The 20,521-nt window shown below is 69.6% G+C and carries 13 protein-coding genes; 11 read left to right on the top strand and 2 right to left on the bottom strand.

Annotation, left to right across the window (positions count from 1 at the left end):
* Positions 1 to 43: 43 nt before the first annotated feature.
* From G6N23_RS13310 to G6N23_RS22415, 6 genes are all read left to right on the top strand, one after another.
* Positions 44 to 2,203 (top strand): adenylate/guanylate cyclase domain-containing protein, encoded by a 2,160-nt coding sequence (locus G6N23_RS13310; protein ID WP_085260277.1) that lies wholly within the window; start codon positions 44 to 46, stop codon positions 2,201 to 2,203.
* A complete protein-coding gene (locus G6N23_RS13305) occupies positions 2,200 to 3,612 on the top strand; it encodes a mechanosensitive ion channel domain-containing protein (RefSeq protein WP_085260278.1) in 1,413 nt (470 codons plus the stop codon). Before G6N23_RS13310 ends, G6N23_RS13305 begins: the two co-directional genes overlap by 4 nt.
* Entirely contained in the window at positions 3,609 to 4,862 is a 1,254-nt protein-coding gene (locus G6N23_RS13300) for a glutamate-5-semialdehyde dehydrogenase (protein WP_085260279.1), read from the top strand. Before G6N23_RS13305 ends, G6N23_RS13300 begins: the two co-directional genes overlap by 4 nt.
* A 15-nt stretch (positions 4,863 to 4,877) precedes the next feature.
* Positions 4,878 to 5,786 (top strand): AAA family ATPase, encoded by a 909-nt coding sequence (locus G6N23_RS13295; RefSeq protein ID WP_085260280.1) that lies wholly within the window; start codon positions 4,878 to 4,880, stop codon positions 5,784 to 5,786.
* Positions 5,783 to 7,225 carry a vWA domain-containing protein gene (locus tag G6N23_RS13290; protein ID WP_095173798.1) on the top strand — a complete coding sequence of 481 codons (1,443 nt, stop codon included), beginning with the start codon at positions 5,783 to 5,785 and terminating at the stop codon, positions 7,223 to 7,225. The genes G6N23_RS13295 and G6N23_RS13290 overlap by 4 nt, the downstream gene beginning before the upstream one ends.
* 213 nt (positions 7,226 to 7,438) lie before the next feature.
* On the top strand, positions 7,439 to 13,138 hold the full coding sequence (locus tag G6N23_RS22415) for a PGRS repeat-containing protein (protein WP_157997519.1): 5,700 nt from the start codon (positions 7,439 to 7,441) through the stop codon (positions 13,136 to 13,138).
* A 90-nt stretch (positions 13,139 to 13,228) separates the two neighbouring features.
* Here G6N23_RS22415 and G6N23_RS13280 read toward each other — a convergent pair whose 3' ends face one another.
* Both G6N23_RS13280 and G6N23_RS13275 read right to left on the bottom strand, forming a co-directional pair.
* Positions 13,229 to 15,874 (bottom strand): helix-turn-helix transcriptional regulator, encoded by a 2,646-nt coding sequence (locus G6N23_RS13280; RefSeq protein ID WP_085260282.1) that lies wholly within the window; start codon positions 15,872 to 15,874, stop codon positions 13,229 to 13,231.
* Between the two features lie 152 nt (positions 15,875 to 16,026).
* Positions 16,027 to 17,073 (bottom strand): class I SAM-dependent methyltransferase, encoded by a 1,047-nt coding sequence (locus G6N23_RS13275; protein ID WP_085260283.1) that lies wholly within the window; start codon positions 17,071 to 17,073, stop codon positions 16,027 to 16,029.
* A gap of 136 nt (positions 17,074 to 17,209) precedes the next feature.
* On the opposite strand from G6N23_RS13275, the gene nadD reads away from it, so the two are divergent.
* Genes nadD through G6N23_RS13250 form a run of 5 tightly spaced genes read left to right on the top strand, consistent with a single transcriptional unit; the run spans position 17,210 to position 20,519 of the window.
* The gene (gene nadD / locus G6N23_RS13270) at positions 17,210 to 17,857 is read left to right on the top strand and encodes a nicotinate-nucleotide adenylyltransferase (RefSeq protein WP_234808556.1); all 648 of its coding nucleotides are present in this window, start codon (positions 17,210 to 17,212) and stop codon (positions 17,855 to 17,857) included.
* Positions 17,854 to 18,249 carry a ribosome silencing factor gene (rsfS, locus tag G6N23_RS13265; RefSeq protein WP_085260285.1) on the top strand — a complete coding sequence of 132 codons (396 nt, stop codon included), beginning with the start codon at positions 17,854 to 17,856 and terminating at the stop codon, positions 18,247 to 18,249. The genes nadD and rsfS overlap by 4 nt, the downstream gene beginning before the upstream one ends.
* Positions 18,246 to 18,923, top strand: a complete 678-nt coding sequence (gene gpgP / locus G6N23_RS13260) for a glucosyl-3-phosphoglycerate phosphatase (RefSeq protein ID WP_085260286.1) — start codon at positions 18,246 to 18,248, stop codon at positions 18,921 to 18,923. Before rsfS ends, gpgP begins: the two co-directional genes overlap by 4 nt.
* Complete coding sequence (gene octT, locus G6N23_RS13255) at positions 18,913 to 19,659, top strand: diglucosylglycerate octanoyltransferase (RefSeq protein ID WP_085260287.1); 747 nt, start codon at positions 18,913 to 18,915, stop codon at positions 19,657 to 19,659. Before gpgP ends, octT begins: the two co-directional genes overlap by 11 nt.
* On the top strand, positions 19,659 to 20,519 hold the full coding sequence (locus tag G6N23_RS13250) for a DegV family protein (RefSeq protein WP_085260288.1): 861 nt from the start codon (positions 19,659 to 19,661) through the stop codon (positions 20,517 to 20,519). Before octT ends, G6N23_RS13250 begins: the two co-directional genes overlap by 1 nt.
* The last annotated feature ends 2 nt before the right edge of the window (positions 20,520 to 20,521 follow it).

Here is a 20,521-nt window from a genome sequence, read left to right as displayed (position 1 = left end):
AGGGTGGGGAACCGTCCGCCTAACCGGGGAAGGGAGCGGCCGAGTGGACTCGGCACCGTCGACGATCACCACCGCGAGCGATGAACGACGACACCGGCGGTTGCCGTCCCGGATCAGCATTCAGACCAAGCTGATGCTGATCTTGCTGATGACCAGTATCGCCTCGGTCGCGGTGGTCGGATTCGTCGAGTTCCAGTACGGCGCAGCCGAACTGCAGCGTGCAGCGACGAGCAAGCTGGTGCAGGCCCGGGAGGCGCAGCGCCGGGCGGTGACCGGTTTGTTCGCCGAGATGACGAACTCCCTGATCGTTTTCAGCGGGGGAGCGACCGCGGCCGACGCGCTCAAGGCTTTCACCGCTGGATTCGACGAACTCGGTCGTGCCGCAGTCACTCCCGACCAGCAGCGGGCCATCGTGACCTATTACCGGGACCACTTCGTCGGTGCGCTGGGCGAGCGGACCGGAGAAGAGGCTGACATCGCCGCGCTGATGCCGACATCGACCGCGCAGCGCTACCTGCAGGCTCACTACACCGTGGGCTTCGCCGAGGGCGTCACGAAGCCGGGCGACGCCGGTGACGGCAGTGCATGGTCGGCGGCGAACGCCGAGTTCGACAGCTTCTTCGCCGAGATCGTCAAACGCAACGAGTACCAGGACGCATTGCTGTTGGACACCCGGGGCAACGTCGTCTACAGCGTGAACAAGGGCGTGGATCTGGGCACCAACGTGTTGACCGGCCCCTACCGCGAATCCACTCTGCGTGACGCCTACCGCAAGGCCCTGGCGTCCAACGCCGTGAACTTCGTGTGGATCACCGACTACCAGCCGTATCAGCCTTACCTGGACGCGCCCACCGCCTGGCTGGTGTCGCCGGTCGGCAACAAGGGCACGGTGGAGGGCGTGATGGCGCTGCCGCTGCCCAGCACGAAGGTCAACCGGATCATGACCGCCGACCGCAACTGGAAGGCGGCCGGGCTGGGGTACACCACCGAGACCTACCTCGCCGGACCGGACGAGCTGATGCGCTCCGACTCGCGATTGTTCCTGGAGGACCCGCAGGAGTACCGCCGCGAGGCGGTGGCGGCCGGGACCGCGGTGGCAACGGTGGAAAGGGCGCTGAAACTGGGGACCACCACCCTGGTGCAGCCGGTCGGCTCACCAGGTCTGCATGCCGCGCAACGCGGCCAAACCGGCACGCTGAACACCGGATACGACTATCTGGGCAAGCGCGAACTGGTCGCCTATGCGCCGCTGACCATACCCAACTCGGACTTGCAGTGGTCGCTCCTGGCGACCAGGGACTACTCCGACGCCTATGCCGGGGTCACCTCGTTCAGCAAGAGGGTGGTGCTGGCCACCACCGGGGTCATCTTCGTCATCTGTGTGCTGGCGATGCTGCTGGCCCGGCTGTTCCTGCGACCGATCCGGCGGTTACAGAACGCGGCTCAGCGGATCAGCGCCGGCGACTACAGCGCCGCGGTGTCAACCCGGGCGGGCGATGAGATCGGCGATCTCACACAGGCATTCAACGACATGAGCCGCAGCCTGCGGACCAAGGAGGAGTTGCTCAACGAGCAGCGCAAACAGAACGACGAGCTGCTGCTGTCGCTGATGCCCGAATCGGTGGTGCAGCGTTACCGCGGGGGCGAACAGGCCATCGCGCAGGAGCATCACAATGTCAGCGTTGTCTACGCCGAACTGCACGGCATCGACGAATTGTCATCCGAGGTCTCGGCGAACGAACTGGTGACGATGGTGGACGACTTGGTCAGGCAGTTCGACGCGGCGGCCGAAGTCGTTGGTGTCGAACGGATCCGCACCATGTACAACGGCTATCTCGCCGGGTGCGGCCTGACCACCCCACGCCTGGACGGGGTGCACCGGATCGTCGAGTTCGCCGTGGAGATGCAGCGGATCGTCGATCGCTTCGACGCCAAAACCGGTCACCGGCTGAGCCTGTGGGCCGGCGTCAACACCGGGGAGGTCGTCAGCGGCCTGGTGGGCCGATCCGGAGTCACCTACGATCTGTGGGGCTCGGCCGTCAACCTCACCTACCAGTTGCGCAGGGCCACATCGGAACCCGGAATCTACGTCACCGCCGTGGTGCGCGAGATGCTCGATGACAGCGAGGAGTTCGTCCCGGCCGGCACCGTGACCATCGGGGGAGCCGAGCAGCAGACCTGGCGATTGTCGGAGAACCCGTGAACATCTTGGGGCCGTGGTTTTACTGGGCCGTCGGTGTCGCGGTCGGGCTGCCCGCAAGCCTGACCCTGCTCACCGAATGGCATGTGGCGCTGACGCGCCGCGGCAGCTATCTGGCCCGCCCGGTGGCGCTGGTCCGCAATTATCTGGTGCCCCTGGGCGCGTTGCTGGCACTGCTGGTACCGGTGGCCGAAGTATCCGCCGAGGACCCGATGGTGCGGGTCATCTATACCGCGTTCGGCTTCATGCTGCTGGTGCTGCTGCTGTCCGGTCTCAATGTCACGTTCTTCCAAAGCGCCCCGCAAGGTTCCTGGCGAGGCCGCATCCCGACCATCTTCGTCGACGTCGCCCGTTTCCTGCTGATCGGTGCGGGTCTGGCGCTGATCCTGTCTTACGTCTGGGGCGCCAAGATCGGCGGCCTGTTCACGGCGCTGGGTGTGACCTCGGTAGTCATCGGCCTGATGCTGCAGAATTCGGTCGGTCAGATCGTCTCGGGTCTGTTCATGCTGTTCGAGCAGCCGTTCCGGATCGGCGACTGGCTGGTGACCCCCACGGCGCGCGGTCAAGTCGTCGAAGTGAACTGGCGTGCGGTGCACATCAGTACCTCGGGCGGGCTGCAGGTCACGCCGAACTCGGTGCTGGCCGGAACCTCGTTCACCAACATCAGCCGATCCGGCGGTGTGCACCGGGCAGCGGTCACCACGACGTTCGCCGTCGCCGACCCGCCGGACCGGGTCTGTGCGCTGCTGTCGCGGGTTGCCGCGGCCCTGCCGCTGCGCACCACCGGGGAGGCGCCCGCTTCGGTGGCGCTGGGTGGCGGCGAATACCGGACCACGATCGCGCTCGACTCCCCGAGTGACGACGGTGCGGCGCAAGCCACCTTCCTGCGGTGGCTCTGGTACGCCTCCCGGCGGGAAGGCCTGCATCTCGATGACGCATACGACGAGTTCTCCACACCGGAGCGGGTGGCCGAGGCACTGCGGACGGTGGTGGCACCCGCGTTGCGGCTGACCGACGCAGACCAGCAGGCCCTGGCGCCGTACGCCACCGTGGTGCGCTACGGCGCCGAAGAAGCACTCGAACAGGCGGGCCATGTGCCGACCACGATGACCTTTTTGGCCGAAGGCAGCGTTCGGATCACCTGCGCCGATCCGGCCGTCCCGGACGCCACGCTGCGGCACGGCGCTTTTCTCGGCGTCACCACGCTGACCCGGCAAGCCAGTCAGTTCGACGCATACGCGCTGGAGGAAGTGACCGCGGTGGTGATCGACCGCGAACATGTCGAGGAACTGGTGATGGCCAAGCCGCTGTTGCTGCAGGAGTTGGGCCGGATCATCGACCAGCGCCGGCGGGCGGTCTCCGCCGGGGCCGTTTCGCCGGATTCGACGTTCGCCGATACGCTGGGACGATGAGCGTCCCTGTGCTTCCCGACCTGCGCCAAGAGGTCCACGACGCCGCCCGCCGAGCCCGGATCGCCTCCCGCGCGCTGACGGCGTTGTCGACCGCGGCCAAGAACAGTGCGCTGAACACCGCTGCCGACGCGTTGCTGGCCCACTCGGATGACATTCTGGCGGCCAACGCCGAAGATCTGGCCGCCGCCCGGGCCGCCGGCACCCCGGAGGCGATGCTGGACCGGCTGGCACTGAACAGCCAGCGTGTCGAAGGGATCGCCGACGGGCTGCGGCAGGTGGCGGGGTTGCCCGATCCGGTCGGTGAGGTGCTGCGCGGCTATACCCTGCCCAACGGATTGCAGCTGCGCCAGCAGCGGGTTCCGCTCGGCGTGGTGGGAATGGTCTACGAGGGCCGGCCCAACGTCACCGTGGACGCATTCGGGCTGACGCTGAAGTCCGGCAACGCCGCGCTGCTGCGCGGCAGTTCCTCGGCGGCACACTCCAACCGAGCCCTGGTCGATGTCCTGCGAGGTGCCCTGACCGACGAGGATCTGCCCGCCGACGCCGTGCAGCTGCTGTCGTCGGTCGACCGTGCAAGCGTCACCCACCTGATCCAGGCCCGCGGGCTGGTCGACGTAGTGATTCCGCGCGGCGGGGCCGGGCTGATCGAGGCCGTGGTGCGCGACGCGCTGGTGCCGACCATCGAGACCGGTGTCGGCAACTGCCACGTCTACGTCCATGAGGCCGCCGACCTCGCCGTCGCCGAACAGGTGCTGCTGAACTCCAAGATTCGGCGGCCCAGTGTCTGCAACGCCGCCGAGACCCTGCTGATCGACCGGGCCATCGCCGCCTCCGCGCTGCCGCGACTGGTGGACGCGTTGACCGCCGCCGGTGTCACAGTGCACGGCGACGCCGACGACGCCGCCGCCGAAGACCACCTGCGCCGCGAGTACCTGACAATGGACATCGCGCTTTCGGTGGTCGACGGGCTCGAGGACGCGATCGACCACATCAACGAATACGGCACCGGCCACACCGAGGCCATCATCACCACCAACATGGCCGCCGCCCAGCGGTTCAGCGAGCAGGTCGACGCCGCCGCGGTCATGGTCAACGCCTCGACGGCGTTCACCGACGGCGAGCAGTTCGGCTTCGGCGCCGAGATCGGCATCTCCACCCAGAAACTGCATGCCCGCGGTCCGATGGGCCTGCCGGAGCTCACGTCGACCAAATGGATCGTGTGGGGTGACGGCCACACCCGTCCCGTCTAAGGAGCCGTATCCCGCATGGAAAAGCCCGCCATTCCCGCCACCCCCGCTCAGCACGCCTCGTTGTTCTCCGACATCGACGACGTGGGCCGCCGGCTGGCCGAGACCGGCTACCTGGCCGATACCGCCACCACCACCGCGGTGTTCCTGGCCGACCGGCTGGGCAAACCCCTGCTGGTGGAGGGGCCGGCCGGCGTCGGAAAGACCGAACTGGCCCGCGCGGTGGCCGCGGCCACCGGTGCCGGGCTGGTGCGACTGCAGTGCTACGAGGGCGTCGACGAGGCCCGGGCGCTCTACGAGTGGAATCACGCCAAGCAGATCCTGCGTATTCAGTCCGGTAACACAGCTGGGCCGGGCGAGGACTGGGACGCCACCAAGATGGACGTGTTCTCCGAGGAGTTTTTGCTGTCGCGCCCGCTGCTGACCGCGATCCGGCGCACCGACCCCACGGTGCTGCTGATCGACGAGACCGACAAGGCCGACATCGAGATCGAGGGCCTGCTGCTGGAGGTGCTGAGCGACTTCGCGGTCACCGTCCCGGAACTGGGCACCATCACCGCGACCCGGACGCCGTTCACGGTGTTGACCTCCAACGCCACCCGAGAGCTGTCCGAGGCGCTCAAGCGCCGCTGTCTGTTCCTGCACATCGACTTCCCCGACCCGGACCTGGAACGGCGCATCCTGCTCTCTCGGGTACCCGAGTTGCCCGAGCACCTTGCCGCCGAACTCGTGCGCATCATCGGCGTACTGCGCGGCATGCAGCTCAAGAAGGTTCCCTCGGTGGCCGAGACCATCGACTGGGGCCGAACCATACTGGCTCTGGGCATGGACACCATCGATGACGCCACCGTGGCCGCCACCCTCGGGGTCGTGCTCAAACACCAGTCCGATCAGGTGCGCGCATCCGGGGAACTGCGACTGAACTGATGGTTCGCCGTATCCGCCCAGCGCAACCCCTTGCCCCGCACGGTATCCCGGGGCACCTCGTGGGGTTTGTGGAAGCGCTGCGCGGGCAGGGGATTTCGGTGGGCCCGTCAGAGACCGTCGACGCCGGGCGGGTGCTGACCGCGATCGGGCTGGGTGATCGGGAGGTACTGCGGGAAGGGCTGGCCTGCGCGGTGCTGCGCCGGCCCGACCACCGCGACACCTACGACGCCATGTTCGACCTGTGGTTCCCCGCCGCACTGGGCGGGCGCACGGTGGTGACCTCCGATGAGGCGCAGTCGGCCGATGACGTGCCACTGCCGGAGGACGCCGAGGACATGCGGGCGATGCTGGTCGATCTGTTGACCGCCAATCCCGATCTCGCCGACACCGATCCGCGGTTGTCCGCGATGATCGCCGCGATCGTCGGTGCTTACGGGCAGTACCGTTCCAGCCGCGGCCCGTCCTACTCGGCCTACCAGGCGCTCAAGGCACTGGCGCTCGACGAGTTGGAAGGCAGGCTGCTGGCCGGGCTGCTCGCGCCCTACGGCGACGAACCCAGCCCCACCCAGGAGCAGATCGCCAAGGCGATGGCCGCACAACGGGTCGCTGCGCTGCGCAAGCTCGTCGATGCCGAGACCAAGCGGCGCACCGCCGAACAGTTGGGCCGCGAGCACGTGCAGATGTACGGCATCCCGCAACTGAGCGAGAACGTCGAGTTCCTGCGTGCCTCGGGCGAACAACTGCGCCAGATGCGCCGGGTGGTGGCGCCGCTGGCCCGCACCCTGGCCACCCGGCTGGCCGCGCGCCGGCGACGCTCACGCGCCGGCACCATCGACCTGCGCAAGACCCTGCGGAAATCGATGTCCACCGGTGGGGTGCCGATCGACGTGGTGCTGCGCAAGCCGCGCCCCGCCCGGCCCGAGCTGGTGGTGTTGTGCGACGTGTCTGGTTCGGTCGCCGGGTTCAGCCACTTCACTTTGCTGCTGGTACATGCGCTGCGCCAACAGTTTTCACGAGTTCGCGTCTTCGCGTTCATCGACACCACCGATGAGGTGACGCATCTGTTCGGGCCGGAGGCCGACCTGGCGGTAGCCATCCAACGGATCACCCGGGAGTCCGGGGTCTACACCCGCGACGGCCACTCCGACTACGGCCACGCCTTCGGCTCGTTCGTCGAGAAATACCCGAGCGTGGTCTCGCCACGCAGTGCGCTGCTGGTGCTCGGCGACGGTCGCACCAACTACCGGGACCCCGGGGCGGACGTGCTGAGCCACCTGGTGACCGCGAGCCGTCATGCGCACTGGCTCAACCCCGAGCCTCGGCATCTGTGGGGCAGTGGGGATTCCGCGGTACCGCGGTATGAGGATGTCATCGCCATGCACGAGTGCCGGTCGGCCAAGCAATTGGCCGGGGTCATCGACCAGCTCCTGCCGGTCTGAAGCCCTTACCCCGCCGGCCGCCGATGTGCGTCTTTCCCGTGGACATATCGGGCAGGGCGGACGACTGCGCACTCTCCCCGAGGGCGGGTAAGCAAGCAGGCTTTCTCTGAAAAAATAGGGTAGTTCATTACTCTATGAACCCCGCAGAGCATCGAAATAGCCTAAGGCGTCTTAGCGAGCTTTAAGCATCTCGTTGTTATGGGGAGGTCTGTGATGTCTGACAGGAACCGCACGGGGAAGCGGAACGCCACATCCAAGGGCAAGGCGCGCCGCGCCGGCCGCGTCGCCGGTGCTGGCGCGGCGGTAAGTGCGTTTCTGACGTTCGGGATGACGCCATTGGCGCTCACACCGCAGGCCCACGCCGACGACTTCGGTCTGGATGACCTGTTCGACCCCTCAATGTGGGCTCTGCCGTACGACGGCATCGACTGGGGCTCCTTCGTCGACCCGGTGGCCTGGTCATCGCTGTTCGACGCCGCGGCGTTCGATGCCACCGCAGGAACCGCGGCGGCCGACCCATTCGGGCTGGATGCCGCGTTCAACTCGTTTATGAGCGACGTCAACTCCTGGGTGAGCACCAACTGGATCGGCACCCAGTTCGGCGACTGGGTCGACACCAACGTGATCAACCCACTGGGCGCGGCATGGGCGTCGGCGGACAGTTGCGGGTTCATCTGCAACGGTGAGGCGGGGACGGCCGCGGACCCGGATGGCCAGGACGGTGGCTGGCTGTTCGGCAATGGTGGTAACGGCTGGGACAGCACGATGGCCGGTGTGGCCGGCGGAAACGGCGGCGACGCCAACTTCTGGGGCGACGGCGGTGACGGTGGTGACGGTGGTGCTGGCGCGGACGGTGGTGACGGTGGCGCCGGCGGTTCGATCTTCGGCAGCGGTGGCGACGGCGGCAGCGGCGGCGCCGGTCTAGCCGGCAGCGACGGTGACAACGGCGTGTGGGGTGTCGCCGGCAGCGGCGGTGTCGATGGCGCCGGCCAAGACGGCAGCGACGGCGGCAACGGTGGTGCCGGTGGCGCCGGCGGCGCCGCCACCGGGTGGCTGAACTTCCTCGGAGCCCACGCCGGCAACGGCGGTGCGGGCGGCTCGGGTGGCTCGGCCGGCAACGGCGGCGACGGCGCGCTCTCCAACGCCACCCACCTCAACGGCGGTAACGGCGGTGACGGCGGTGACGTCGGTAAAGGCGGGGCCGGTGGGGCGGCCGGCGCCGGTGGCGGTGGCAAGGCCGGGACGGCCGGCGCGGACGGAACCGGCGGCGGTAATGGCGGCGATGGTCAGAACGGCTTCAGCCCGACCACTCCGGGCGCCGCTGGCGGGGCCGGCGGTAACGGCGGTGACGGCGGCTCGAAGGGTAACGGCGGTAGCGGTGGTGCCGGTGGCGACGGCGCCGCTGGTGCAGCAGGGCAGATCGGTGGTGCCGGTGGTGCTGGCGGCGACGGCGGTCTGGGCGGCGCGCTAGCCGGAAACGGCGGCAACGCCGGTGCGGGCGGTCAAGGCGGTGCCGGCGGTGACGGCGCGCAGGGCAACACCGGCACCCAGGGCGTGGCCGGAGTGAACAACGGTGCGGGCGGTAACGGTGGTGCCGGCGGTGCTGGCGCGGATGGTGGTGCCGGTGGTACCGGCGGTAACGGTGGTCAGGCTCAGGCCGCCGGGTACAGCGACGGCCTCAACGGCGATGGCGGTGACGGCGGTGCCGGCGGTAATGCCGGCGCGGCCGGCAACGGCGGCGACGGCGCGGCCGGCATCTGGGGTGTCAACGGGGAGTACGGCGACGGGTCGGGCGGTGCGGGTGGTAACGCCGGCACGCCGGGAACCGTTGCCGGTAACGGCGGTGAAGGTGGTGCGGCCGGAACCGGCGGCATCGGCGGCAGCGCCGGTAACGACGGCGCCGACGGCGGCGTGCCGACACCGGGCCTGGCACACGGTGGTGCCGGTGGTGCGGGTGCCGCCGGTAACGCTGCGCATCTCGATGGCGGCCATGGCGGTGACGGCGGCACCGGTGGGACCTACGGCAACGGCGGTACCGGCGGCGAGGGCGGTGACGGCTTCCAGGGTGTGACCGGTGGGGTCTTCTCCAACGGCAACGGCATGGTCGGCGGTACCGGCGGTAAGGGCGGTGACGGCGGTCAGGGTGGTGTGGCCGGCACCTTGGCCGGTTCCGGTGGCCACGGTGGTAACGGCGGTGACGGCGGTACCGGTGGCACCGGTGGGACCGGCGCCAACGGTGAGCCCGGTACCGGTGATGACGGCGGCAACGGCGGCGACGGCGGGATCGGCGGTGGCGGTGGACACGGTGGTGACGGCGGTGGCGTTCCCGTCACCAACCTCACCGGGGGGCTCGGGATCGGCGGCAACGGCGGCAACGGCGGGAATGCCGGTGCGGGCGGCAACGGTGGGGACGGCGCGACCAACAACACGCCCGGTGGTGACGGTGGCAGTGGCGGTAACGGCGGGGACGCCGGCACGATCGGCGGTGCGGCCGGTACCCACGGTCAGCACGGCGGCAGCGATGGCAGCGCCGGCGGGGTCTCTCATGTCGCCGGTAACGGCGGTAACGGCGCGGTGGGTGCCAACAACTCCGGGACCGGTAACGATGCCGGTGACGGTGGTGACGGCGGTGACGGCGGTGCCGGGGGGACCCTGGGCCAAAACGGTAACGGCGGTGACGGCGCCAACGGCGGGACCGGCTTCAACGGCGCGAACGCCGGTGACGGCGGGGACGGTGGTAACACCACGATCGGCAACGCCGGTAACGGCGGTGACGGCGGTGACGCCTTAGGCCTACCGACGGTGGGCGCTAACGGCGGCAATGGCGGCGACGGCGGTAAGGGCGGCAACTCCGCCAACTTCGGTAACGCCGGCGACGGCGGCGACGGCGGCCTGGGCGGCAGCGACAACGGCGGGGCCACCGGCGGTAACGGCGGCAGCGGCGGTGACGGTGGCGAGATCACCGTTGTCGGGCACGGTAACGCCGGTAACGGCGGCGACGGCGCCGACGGCGGCCTTGGTGGCGTCGCCGGCGGCCAGGGCGGCGATGGCGGCGACGGCGGCGGCAACGACGGGTTCAGCCCCGGTAACGCCGGCAACGGCGGTAATGCCGGCAACGGCGGCACCGGCGACGGCTTCAACAACGGCGGCGTGGGTACCGGTGGCGCCGGTGGCACCGGCGGCACCGGCGGCAACATCACCTGGCCCGGTATCCACGGCGACGCCGGTAACGGCGGTAACGGCGGAAACGGCGGGTTGGGCACCGGCGTCGGCGGCAGCGGTGGTGACGGCGGCGGCGCCGGGGCCGGCGGGAGCACCGTCGGCACCGGCAACGGCGGCAACGGCGGTAACGGTGGGTCCGGCGGCGGGGGCCTCAACCAGGCTGCCGGTGGTAACGGCCAGGCCGGCGGCGGCGGTGGTGGCGCTATTACCGGCAACGGCGGCGGCGGTGGTAACGGCGGATCCGGCGGCAACAGCGCTGGCGGTGTCGCCGGTAACAGCGCTGCAGGCGGCGCCGGCGGAAACACCACGACCGGCAACGGCGGTAACGGCGGCAACGGCGGTAACGGCGGCAGCGGCACCGCGGGCAACACCAACGGCACCGGCGGCAGCATCGGCGGCCAGGGCGGTACCGCGGTTACCGGTAACGGCGGTGACGGCGGCGACGGCGGCGCCGGCGGCAACGGATTCGGCACCGGCAACGCCGGACCGGGCGCTAACGGCGGTGCCGGCGGCGCCACCACGACTGGCAACGGCGGCGGCGGCGGTGACGGCGGCGCCGGTGGCGATGGCGGCGTGAGCGGCTTCGGTGGCCTCGGTGGCACCGGCGGCGGCGGTGGCGCCACCGCCACGGGCACCGGCGGGTCCGGCGGCAAGGGTGGCAACGGCGGTGACACCGGCTTCAACTCGAACACCGGGGTGGGCTCGCTGGGTGCCACCGGCGGCGGCGGCGGTGATGGCGGTGACGTCAGTGTCCAAGGCAATGGCGGCGCTGCCGGTGACGGCGGTGACGGCGGTGCCGGCGGCAACGGCGGTCCGGTCGCGGCCGGCACCGCCGGACACGGCGGCGGCACGGGCGGCGCTGCCGGCGCCGGCGGTACCGGCGGTGATGGCGCGGGCACCGGCAACGGTGGCGCCGGCGGCAACGGTGGCGTCGGCGGTCTCGGCGGCAACGGTACCGACGGCAACTCCGGACCCAGCGGTCCCGGCCAGAACGGCGGTGACAGCGGTTACGGCGGCGCCGGCGGCGGTGGCGGCACCGGCGGTCAGGCACTGGGCTCCGGCGACGGCGGCGCCGGCGGCAACGGCGGTGACGGTGGGAAGGCCGGCGACGCCGGCAACGGCTCGAACGCCACCGACGCCAACGGCAGCGGCGGCTCAGGCGGCAACTCCGGTGACGGCGGTATCGGCGGTACCGGTGGTACCGGTGGCAAGGCCGACGGCACCGGAACCGGCGGGCAGGGCGGACTCGGCGGTAACGGCGGTCAGTTCGGTAGCGGCGGTAACGGCGGCAACGGCAACGGCACCGGCTCTGGCGGCAATGGCGGTCTCGGCTTGAACAACGGGGACTACGTCGGAATCGTCAACGGAGGCAATGGCGGTGCCGGTGGTGACTCTGTCGCTGGTGACGGCGGGGCCGGCGGCAACGGCGGTAACGGCGGCAACGGCGCCGCGGTCGCCGGCAACGGCGGCAACGGCGGCGACCAGGCCGGCGCGGCCGGCGCCGGCGGCACCAACGCCGGCGGAATCGGCGGGAAGGGCGGTGCTGGCGGCAATGCCCTCGGCGCGACCGGCAACGGCGGGGCCGGCGGTAACGGCGGAAAGGGCGGCAACGGTGTGGCCACCGGCGGCACCGGAGGCAACGGCGGCGCAGCCACCGCGGTCAGTCCGGGTGCTGACGGCGGCCAAGGCGGCGCCGGCGGGTTCGCCGGTCTCGGCGGCGACGGCGGCAACGGGGGTAGCGCCGCGGGATCCGGTACGGGTGGCGCCGGCGGTAACGGCGGTGACTCCGGAATCGCAGCCGGCGGCGGCCAAGGCGGCAACGGCGGCAACGCCTCCGCCAGTCAGGTCGCCGGTGCGGGCGGAGCCGGCGGGGCGGGCGGAAACGTCGGCTACATGCCCATCACCCCGACCGGCAACGGCGGAACCGGCGGCGACTCGGTTAACGGTGACGGCGGTGCAGGCGGCAATGGCGGCAACGTCGGCAGCGGCGGGCTCGGCGGTAACGGCGGCACCGGCGGAGAGGGCAACGCCGGGGGCGGCGGGCAGGCAGCCGGTGACGGCGGCGCCGGCGGCACCGGCGGCACCGGCAACGCTGGAGGTGCCGGCGGCGATGGCGGTAACACCACCGGCACCACGGTCTCCTCGACCGGTAGCGGCGGGGCCGGCGGCAACGCCGGGAAGTCCGGTGGCGGGGGTAACGGCGGCACCGGCGGCACCGGCGGTGCGGCCGCGGCCGGGACCGGCTTCGGCGGTGACGGTGGTCGGGGCGGCGACGGCGGCACGGCAGGAGGCACCAACACCGGCGGCGACGGCGGCGACGCCAATGGCACCGGTAACGGTGGCGATGGCGGTACCGGCAGCACCGGTGGCGCCGGAGGCAGCGGCGGTGCCGGGGGAACCGGCGGTGCGGGCGTCTTCGGCACCGGGGGCGGGGCCGGCGGCAACGGCGGCACCGGCCAAGACGGTGGCGACGGTGGCGACGGTGGTGCCGGTGGCGACGCCACCAACGCCGCGCTCGGCGGGGTCGGCGGTCACGGCGGCTCGGGCGGGGCCGGGGGTGCGGTCGGCGGCGGCGGTACCGGCGGTACCGGGACCGACGGGGGTGGAAACGGTTCCGGCGGCAGTTCCGGTACGACGCCGGGTGCCAACGGTACGGCCGGTCCTGACGGGACACCGCCGCCGCCCGCATGATGGTCGGCTGAGGCCGACAACACGACCACGGTCGTCGGACACTCGAATCCGGCGACCGTGGTCGCGTCATGAGTGCCGGCGGTATTGGGTTCAGGCCTCCGACTGGACGCCGTTGAGCAGCCGGATCAGCTGGTCGCGCCGCTCGATCCCGAGTTTGGCGAACATCCGGTACAGATGCCCATCGATGGTGCGCACCGAGACCGAGAGCCGGGCGGCGATCTCACGATTGGGCAGGCCCGCGGCCACCAGCATCGCGATCTCGCGCTCGCGGGCGGTGATCGGCAGGGGCTGAGTCGCCGCCGCGACTGCCGGAGTGTGGATATCGCCCTGACCCGCCAACCACTGGGTTCGGGTCGACGCCTCCAATTGCTTGCCGCGTTGACCGCTGCGGGCGTACTCGGCCGACGCCTGGGCCGCTGCATCGGCGGCGAATGCGAACGCACCCATGGCCGCGAATCTGTCCGACGTGGTGCTCAACAGGTCGCCATCTTGGTCGGTTAGGCCGCGAGCGTGGGCAGCAACCGCCTCCGACAACGGGGTGGCCAACGTCTCGGCAAGCTCTGCCAACCGATCCGCATGTGTCGGGTCGCCGAATCGGACTGCGGTGTGCAACGCCCGCAACTCCACAGCGAGCATCCCGGATCGCCGGGCGCGCTGCGCCGCCCGCAGCGCGTGGGCTCTGCCCTCAGACGTCTGGCCGTGCGATGCCCGTTCCCAAGCTCGGGCCAGCTCGAGTTCCGGCTGGAATGCGGCGATTTGCGGCCCGTAGGCTTCTTCGCAATGCCGCAGTGCGACCGAAGCCGACACAGCGTTTCCCCGCGCCGCTTCCGCTTGGGCGCACCAAGCGGTCGCCAGCATCGGCCACAGTGAGGGGGCAGCGCCCGACAATACCGGTACCGAGTCCTCAAGCACCGAGCACGCCAAGGGTAATCGGCCCCGTGCCAGGTGCACCAAGCCGAACAGCACCCCGGCCATCGCATCCGGTTCGGGCACGCCGGCGGCCATGGTGGCATAGCGTTCAGCGGCCAGCTCGGCCGCGGAGTAGTCACCAGCGGTGACCAGCGCCATGACTTCGGCGATACCGAGGTTGAACTGAATAGTGCCCGAGCGACCGCGTGCGGCGGCCCGCAAACCTATGTCGGCGATTCTGGCGACCTCATCGAAGCGCCCCGCTTTGGCCAGCGCATGCGCGGTTGACAGGGCGGTCAATACCGTTACCGCCGGCGACACCTCCTCCGCGCAGAACTGCGGTTCGGCCCGGATCGTCATGGTGAGATCGCCGGTGAAGAACGCGAACGCCACCTCGAGGGCGTGGATCAGCTCGGCGCTCACTTCCGAGTGGGCACGATCCCGCACCTCGGCCAGAACCTGGCACGCCGAATCGATTTCACCGCAGTTCCAGAACAGGTTCGACGCGCGAACACAGCCCCACTGGACTACCGACGCTTCATCGGCACCGTCGAGGTCGACATCGGTCAGTACCTCCTCGGCGTCGTCGCCACGGCCTTGCCAACACAGTGCGTTTGCGAGAACGAGTGCCGCGGGCAAACCTCCGTCGCGGTCAAAGACGAAGCGGGCCAGTTCTTCTGCGTGGCCCAGGTTGGACATGGCCGCCGCTTTGACCGCCGCGCCTAGGATCAGATCAACGTCGGGATCCAGGTCACTGCGAATCATGAATTGGGCCATCCGGATCTTGCCGCGCACGTCGGGCAACCGCAAGCGCCTGCCGCCTTTGCGCAGGTACTTGTCGAAGGCAGTGAACAGCACCCCGTTGAGCCGGCGCGAGTGCACCACCCCGACACGCTCCAGCACCGCTTCGCCGAAAATGGGATGGGTCACCTGCACCAGCGTTCCCCGGCCGTCGCAAGCCAGGTGAATCAGTCGATGGTGTTCCAGCTCGGAAACGGCTTCCGGCGAACAGAGTTCGCGGAAGACCTCCCAATCCAGCAACTCGGCGGTCGCCAGGATCTCTAGTGCCTCCAGTTCTTCCGGACGCAGGGACTGGAGCCGAAACTCAAGCAGGGCCGACAGTTCCTGGTCCGGGTGCAGCGAACCCCTGAGCTGCCAGCCGTACTCGTCTTCCACGAGGACACCGTTCTGCCGGCCGCCCCGCAGTAGCCCGCGCAGATACAGAGGACTTCCTCCACTTCGATCGTGCAGCCGGTTGATCACTTGCGGGCTGACGGCACCACCGAGGACGCGACGTGCCAGCTCGCCGGTCTGTTCGCGGGTGAACGGGTTGATACGCATGTTCCACAGCAGGCGTTCTTTGAGCAGTGCGGTCACCGCGTCGAGAAGCGTCTCGCCTGATCGGACCACCAGGATCAGTTGCGCCGTGCCTTCGGCGGCAAGCTGGTAGACCAGGGTGGCCGACAACGGATCGAGCAGTTGGGCGTCGTCGACGACGATCAGCGGGTTGTCCACGACGGCGAAATTCTGGTGTGCGGCCGCCAACATCGCTGCCGGCTCGTGGGCGGCATCGACGGTCACCGACCGGGAGAACGCCCCCAGTGGTACGTCACGCCCGGTCTGGGTGCCCAGCACAAATCGGACGCTGCGCCCGTCCGCGGTGAGCCGGGCCCCGAGCGCACGGGCCAGCGTCGATTTGCCGACCCCGCTGTCGCCGACCAGTGCGACGCCCTGGAACCCCGAATCCGGTTCGAGGGCCGTCAATGCCTCACGCAGCTCGCCGTCGCGGCCGATGATCGGCCACGTGGAAGAAGATTCAGCCGTCATGCGCAAAAGCTTCGACCTCCCCGGACAACTGCGTGCGAACTAAGTTACTCGCGGTTCCCTCGGGGCGAGGATCTTTCCGGCGTCAAATAAATCGTTACGGCAGCGTCAAATACGGTGCGCGCCAGGCTTTGAAGCGGCTACTCGCCGGCGGGTCAGCGCGTCCGCTCGAACACCAACCAGCGCAATTCGATCGGGCTCTCCTCGCGTGAGGTCCGGAACGCGTCGAGCCCGCTGACCCAGTCGGTGTACCAGCTGGTGGGCGGCCAGGCGCCGGCGGGCAGGTGCGCCTGCTCGTACTCGTACACGGACTCGTCGGCAAGGAGCGCAAGCGGTAAGCCCGCTGCCGCGGCGGATATTTCGTCACGGGTGAACAAGCTCGAGTACACCTGCTGGCACAACTCGCGCGCGGCATCGTCGGGGTGGTAGCCCTCACGCGCCAGGAACACGTTGAACACCAGCCGCCCGCCGGGGCTCAGACGGTAGGCGGCGAGCTCGAACATGCTGCGCACCTGCTGCGTCGACCGAAAATCGGTCACCACCTCTGAGAGCACGATCAGCTGGTAGTCGTCGCGCAGGTCGTCGGCATCGACGAATACGTCCCGCACGATGACGCGCACGTCCAACGAGTCCCGGACCGCCTCACCGGTAAGGATCTCGGCGAACTTCGGGGTCATCTCCACGACGTCGACCGGGTGCCCGCGACGTGCCAGCGCCAGGGCGTTACGCCCGGTGCCGGCGCCGATTTCGAGCACGCGGACAGCGGTTGGATCGTCGGCTTCGGAAGCCAGCTGCCAGACCCGGGCATCGGGCTCGGTGCCGAACAGCGGTGGCTCCCGCGTTGCCAGCCAGCGCTCGTAGGCCTCGGAGATCGAGGCCCATTCGGCGCGGACCGTGTAGTTGAGGGTGAGGCCGATCGGGGCGTCATAGGAGATGACGATGTTCGAGCGCGGCGATGCCGTGTAAGCGGCGGTCAGTTGGCCCTCCAGCACTCCTCTGAGATGGGCGAGCTCGGCGTCGTTGAAGCGCTTGCCCAGGCCGGCGAACACCCGGTCGCACATCGACACGTATTCGTCCAGCATGCTCGGAACGGCCGGCAGCACTATCTGGCCACCGATCCGCGCCCGGGTATAGAAACGCCGCAGCAGGGCGTCCCTGGCCGACTGCGTGACATCGCCCGATGGCGGCGGAAAATTCTCCACAGCCCTCTTCTACACGATCGCGTGCTGCTTCGCCTCAGCAATCGCGCCGACCTGTGGCGACCGTCTGGCGAGAGCCGTTTCCGCTGGTCCAGTAAGCTGGCGAACCATGCATGAGGGGCTACGCCGGCTGGGGGTGATGGGCGGGACGTTTGATCCCATCCACTACGGCCACCTGGTTGCGGCCAGCGAGGTAGCCCACAAGTTCGCGTTGGACGAGGTCGTGTTCGTGCCCAGCGGTCAGCCCTGGCAGAAGGATCGGCATGTCTCCGCGGCCGAGGACCGCTACCTGATGACGGTGATCGCCACCGCGTCCAATCCACGCTTTTCGGTGAGCCGGGTGGACATCGACCGTGCCGGCCCCACCTACACCCGCGACACCTTGCGGGACCTGCACGCGCTGAACCCCGACTCCGAGCTGTATTTCATCACCGGTGCCGACGCGTTGGCATCCATATTGTCCTGGCAGGGCTGGGAGGAGCTGTTCGACTTGGCGCGTTTCGTCGGAGTCAGCCGGCCCGGATTCGAGCTGCGGCACGACCACATCACCAGCGTGCTCGGCAAACTGGAGGAGAACGCGTTGACCTTGGTGGAGATCCCGGCATTGGCAATCTCGTCGACGGACTGCCGCCGACGTGCCGAGCAGCGTCGACCGCTGTGGTACCTGATGCCCGACGGTGTCGTGCAGTACGTGTCCAAGCGCCGGCTCTACCGCGCCAGCGATGGTCCGGGCGCGAAGAAGGCCGTCGGCCAATCCACCGGCCTGGCCGCCGGGAACAACTCATGACAGCCACCCCCGAAGCGATCGACATGGCGACGGTGGCCGCGGTGGCCGCCGCCTCGAAACTCGGCACCGATGTCGTCGTGATCGACGTGTCGGCCCAGCTGGTCATCACCGACTGCTTCGTCATCGCCTCGGCGTCCAACGAACGCCAGGTCAACGCCATCGTTGACGAGGTGGAGGAGAAGATGCGGCTGGCCGGGTACAAACCGGCGCGCCGCGAGGGCACCCGGGAGGGGCGCTGGACGCTGCTGGACTACGTCGACATCGTCGTGCACATTCAGCACCAGGACGAGCGGGACTTCTATGCGCTGGACCGGCTGTGGAAGGACTGCCCCCTGGTACCGGTGGACTTCGAGGACGCAGCCGCTGAACCGGCGCCGGAGGATGCGTCGTGAGGGTCCGCCGGCTGATTCTGTTGCGCCATGGCCAGACCGAGTTCAATGCCGGCAGCAGGATGCAAGGTCAATTGGACACCGTTCTGAGCGATCTGGGCCGCGCGCAGGCGGAGGCGGCGGCCGAGGTACTGCGCAAGCGCCATCCGCTGTTGATCGTGTCGTCGGATCTGTGGCGCGCCTACGACACCGCGACGGTCCTGGCCGAGCACAACGGCCTGCAGGTCCGGGTGGACACCCGACTGCGCGAAACGCACCTGGGGGACTGGCAGGGCCTGACCCACGAGGAGGTCGACGCGGTGGCCCCGGGCGCCCGGCTGGCCTGGCGTGACGACGCGCGATGGGCTCCGCACGGTGGGGAGAGCAGAGTGGATGTGGCCGCACGCAGCGAACCGCTGGTCGCCGAGTTGATAGCCGGCGAGCCGGTCTGGGGGAGCGCCGCGGATGCCGACCGGCCGGTGGTGCTGGTCGCCCACGGCGGCCTGATCGCCGCCCTGACCGCTGCGTTGCTGCGCCTTCCGGTCGAGAACTGGCCGGTGCTGGGCGGGATGGCCAACGCCAGCTGGACCCAGCTCAGCGGGTACTCCGATGACTCCGATGGTGGCGGCTTCGCCGATGTGCGATGGCGTCTGGACGTCTGGAACGCTTCAGCGCAGGTGGCCAGCGATGTCCTCTGAACCGGCGTTCTCCTCTGCAACCCGCCCGACGCTGCTGATCTTCGCCGATTCACTGTCGTACTACGGGCCCACCGGCGGGTTGCCGGCCGACGACCCGCGGATATGGCCGAACATCGTTGGGGCTCAGCTGGGTTGGGAAGTCGAGTTGATCGGACGGATCGGCTGGACCAGCCGGGACGTGTGGTGGGCGGCCACTCAGGATCCGCGTGCCTGGGCCGCTCTGCCCCGGGCCGGGGCCGTCGTCATCGCCACTGGCGGGATGGATTCGCTGCCCTCGGTGTGGCCGACCGCACTGCGCGAGCTGATCCGGTATGTGCGGCCGCCCCGGCTGCGACGTTGGGTCCGCGACGGTTATGGCTGGCTGCAGCCCCGGCTTTCACCGCTGGCCCGAGCGGCACTGCCACCGAACTTGTCCGCCGACTATCTCGAAATGACCAGGGGAGCAATCGATTTCAACAGGCCAGGGATCCCTATTGTGGCCTGCCTGCCCTCGGTCCACATCGCCGACACCTATGGTCGCGCCCACCAGGGGCGCGAGCCGACGGTGCGGGCGATCACGCAATGGGCGCAGCGGAACGACGTTGCGCTGGTCGATCTGAAATTGGCGGTGGCCGAAGAGGTCATGAGCGGGCGGGCGAACCCCGATGGCATCCATTGGAACTTCGAAGCGCACCGGGCCGTCGCCGAACTGATGCTCAAGGCGCTGGCCGAGGCCGGCGTGCCCGGGCAGGCGTAATGACCGGCCCGGCCGTTGCCGTGGTCACCGACTCCTCGGCGTGCCTGCCCGCCGAGATGCTCCAGCGGTGGGGTATCCGGGTGGTGCCGTTGCACATTCTGCTCGACGGCGCCGACCTGCGCGACGGCATCGATGACGTGCCCGAGGATATCTACGCCCGTGAGGGCGCCAGCACCGCCGGCACCAACCCGGAGGAACTGACCGGCGCCTATCGGAAAGGGTTGGCGGACAGCGGCGGTGCCGGCGTGGTGGCGATCCACATCTCCTCGGCGTTGTCCGGCACGTTCGGCACCGCCGAGCACGTCGCGACCCAGATCGGCGCAGGGGTGCGGGTCATCGACTCGAAGTCTGCGGCGATGGGCACCGGATTCGTGGCGCTGGCCGCCGCCCGCGCTGCCGCCGGCGGTGCCGATCTGGACGGTGTGGCGGCCGCTGCGGAGGCGGCCGTGCAGCGCGGACACGCCTACCTGGTCGTGCACCGACTGGACAACCTGCGGCGCAGCGGCCGAATCGGCAGTGCGGCCGCCTGGCTGGGCACCGCGCTGTCCCTCAAGCCGCTGTTGGCCGTAGACGACGGGAAACTCGTACTGGCACAGCGTATCCGCACCGTCAGTAAGGCCGTGACGTCGATGATCGACCGGGTCTGCGACGTGGTGGGTGATCGCCGGGCCGCGCTGGCCGTACATCACGTCGCCAATCCGCAGGGGGCGCAGGACGTGGCCGGCGTGCTGGCCGAGCGGTTGCCGGCCTGCGAGCCGGCCGTCATCACGGGCCTGGGACCGACTTTGGCGCTTCATGTCGGGGCGGGCGCGGTCGCGGTGTGCGTGGACGTCGATACCGGAGTGGTCCAGCGCAACTGAAC

Source organism: Mycolicibacter terrae (assembly GCF_010727125.1).
Taxonomy (GTDB): Bacteria; Actinomycetota; Actinomycetes; order Mycobacteriales; family Mycobacteriaceae; genus Mycobacterium; species Mycobacterium terrae.
Note: the sequence above shows the minus strand (reverse complement) of the source record. Positions and strands in the feature narration are given on the sequence as shown.

Excerpts from the sequence above, each read along its gene's own strand:
- G6N23_RS13300 (WP_085260279.1), top strand. The coding sequence starts at position 3,609 with ATGAGCGTCCCTGTGCTTCCCGACCTGCGCCAAGAGGTCCACGACGCC.
- G6N23_RS13295 (WP_085260280.1), top strand. The coding sequence starts at position 4,878 with ATGGAAAAGCCCGCCATTCCCGCCACCCCCGCTCAGCACGCCTCGTTG.
- G6N23_RS22415 (WP_157997519.1), top strand. The coding sequence starts at position 7,439 with ATGTCTGACAGGAACCGCACGGGGAAGCGGAACGCCACATCCAAGGGC.
- G6N23_RS13280 (WP_085260282.1), bottom strand. The coding sequence starts at position 15,874 with ATGACGGCTGAATCTTCTTCCACGTGGCCGATCATCGGCCGCGACGGC.
- nadD (WP_234808556.1), top strand. The coding sequence starts at position 17,210 with ATGGGCGGGACGTTTGATCCCATCCACTACGGCCACCTGGTTGCGGCC.
- rsfS (WP_085260285.1), top strand. The coding sequence starts at position 17,854 with ATGACAGCCACCCCCGAAGCGATCGACATGGCGACGGTGGCCGCGGTG.
- octT (WP_085260287.1), top strand. The coding sequence starts at position 18,913 with ATGTCCTCTGAACCGGCGTTCTCCTCTGCAACCCGCCCGACGCTGCTG.
- G6N23_RS13250 (WP_085260288.1), top strand. The coding sequence starts at position 19,659 with ATGACCGGCCCGGCCGTTGCCGTGGTCACCGACTCCTCGGCGTGCCTG.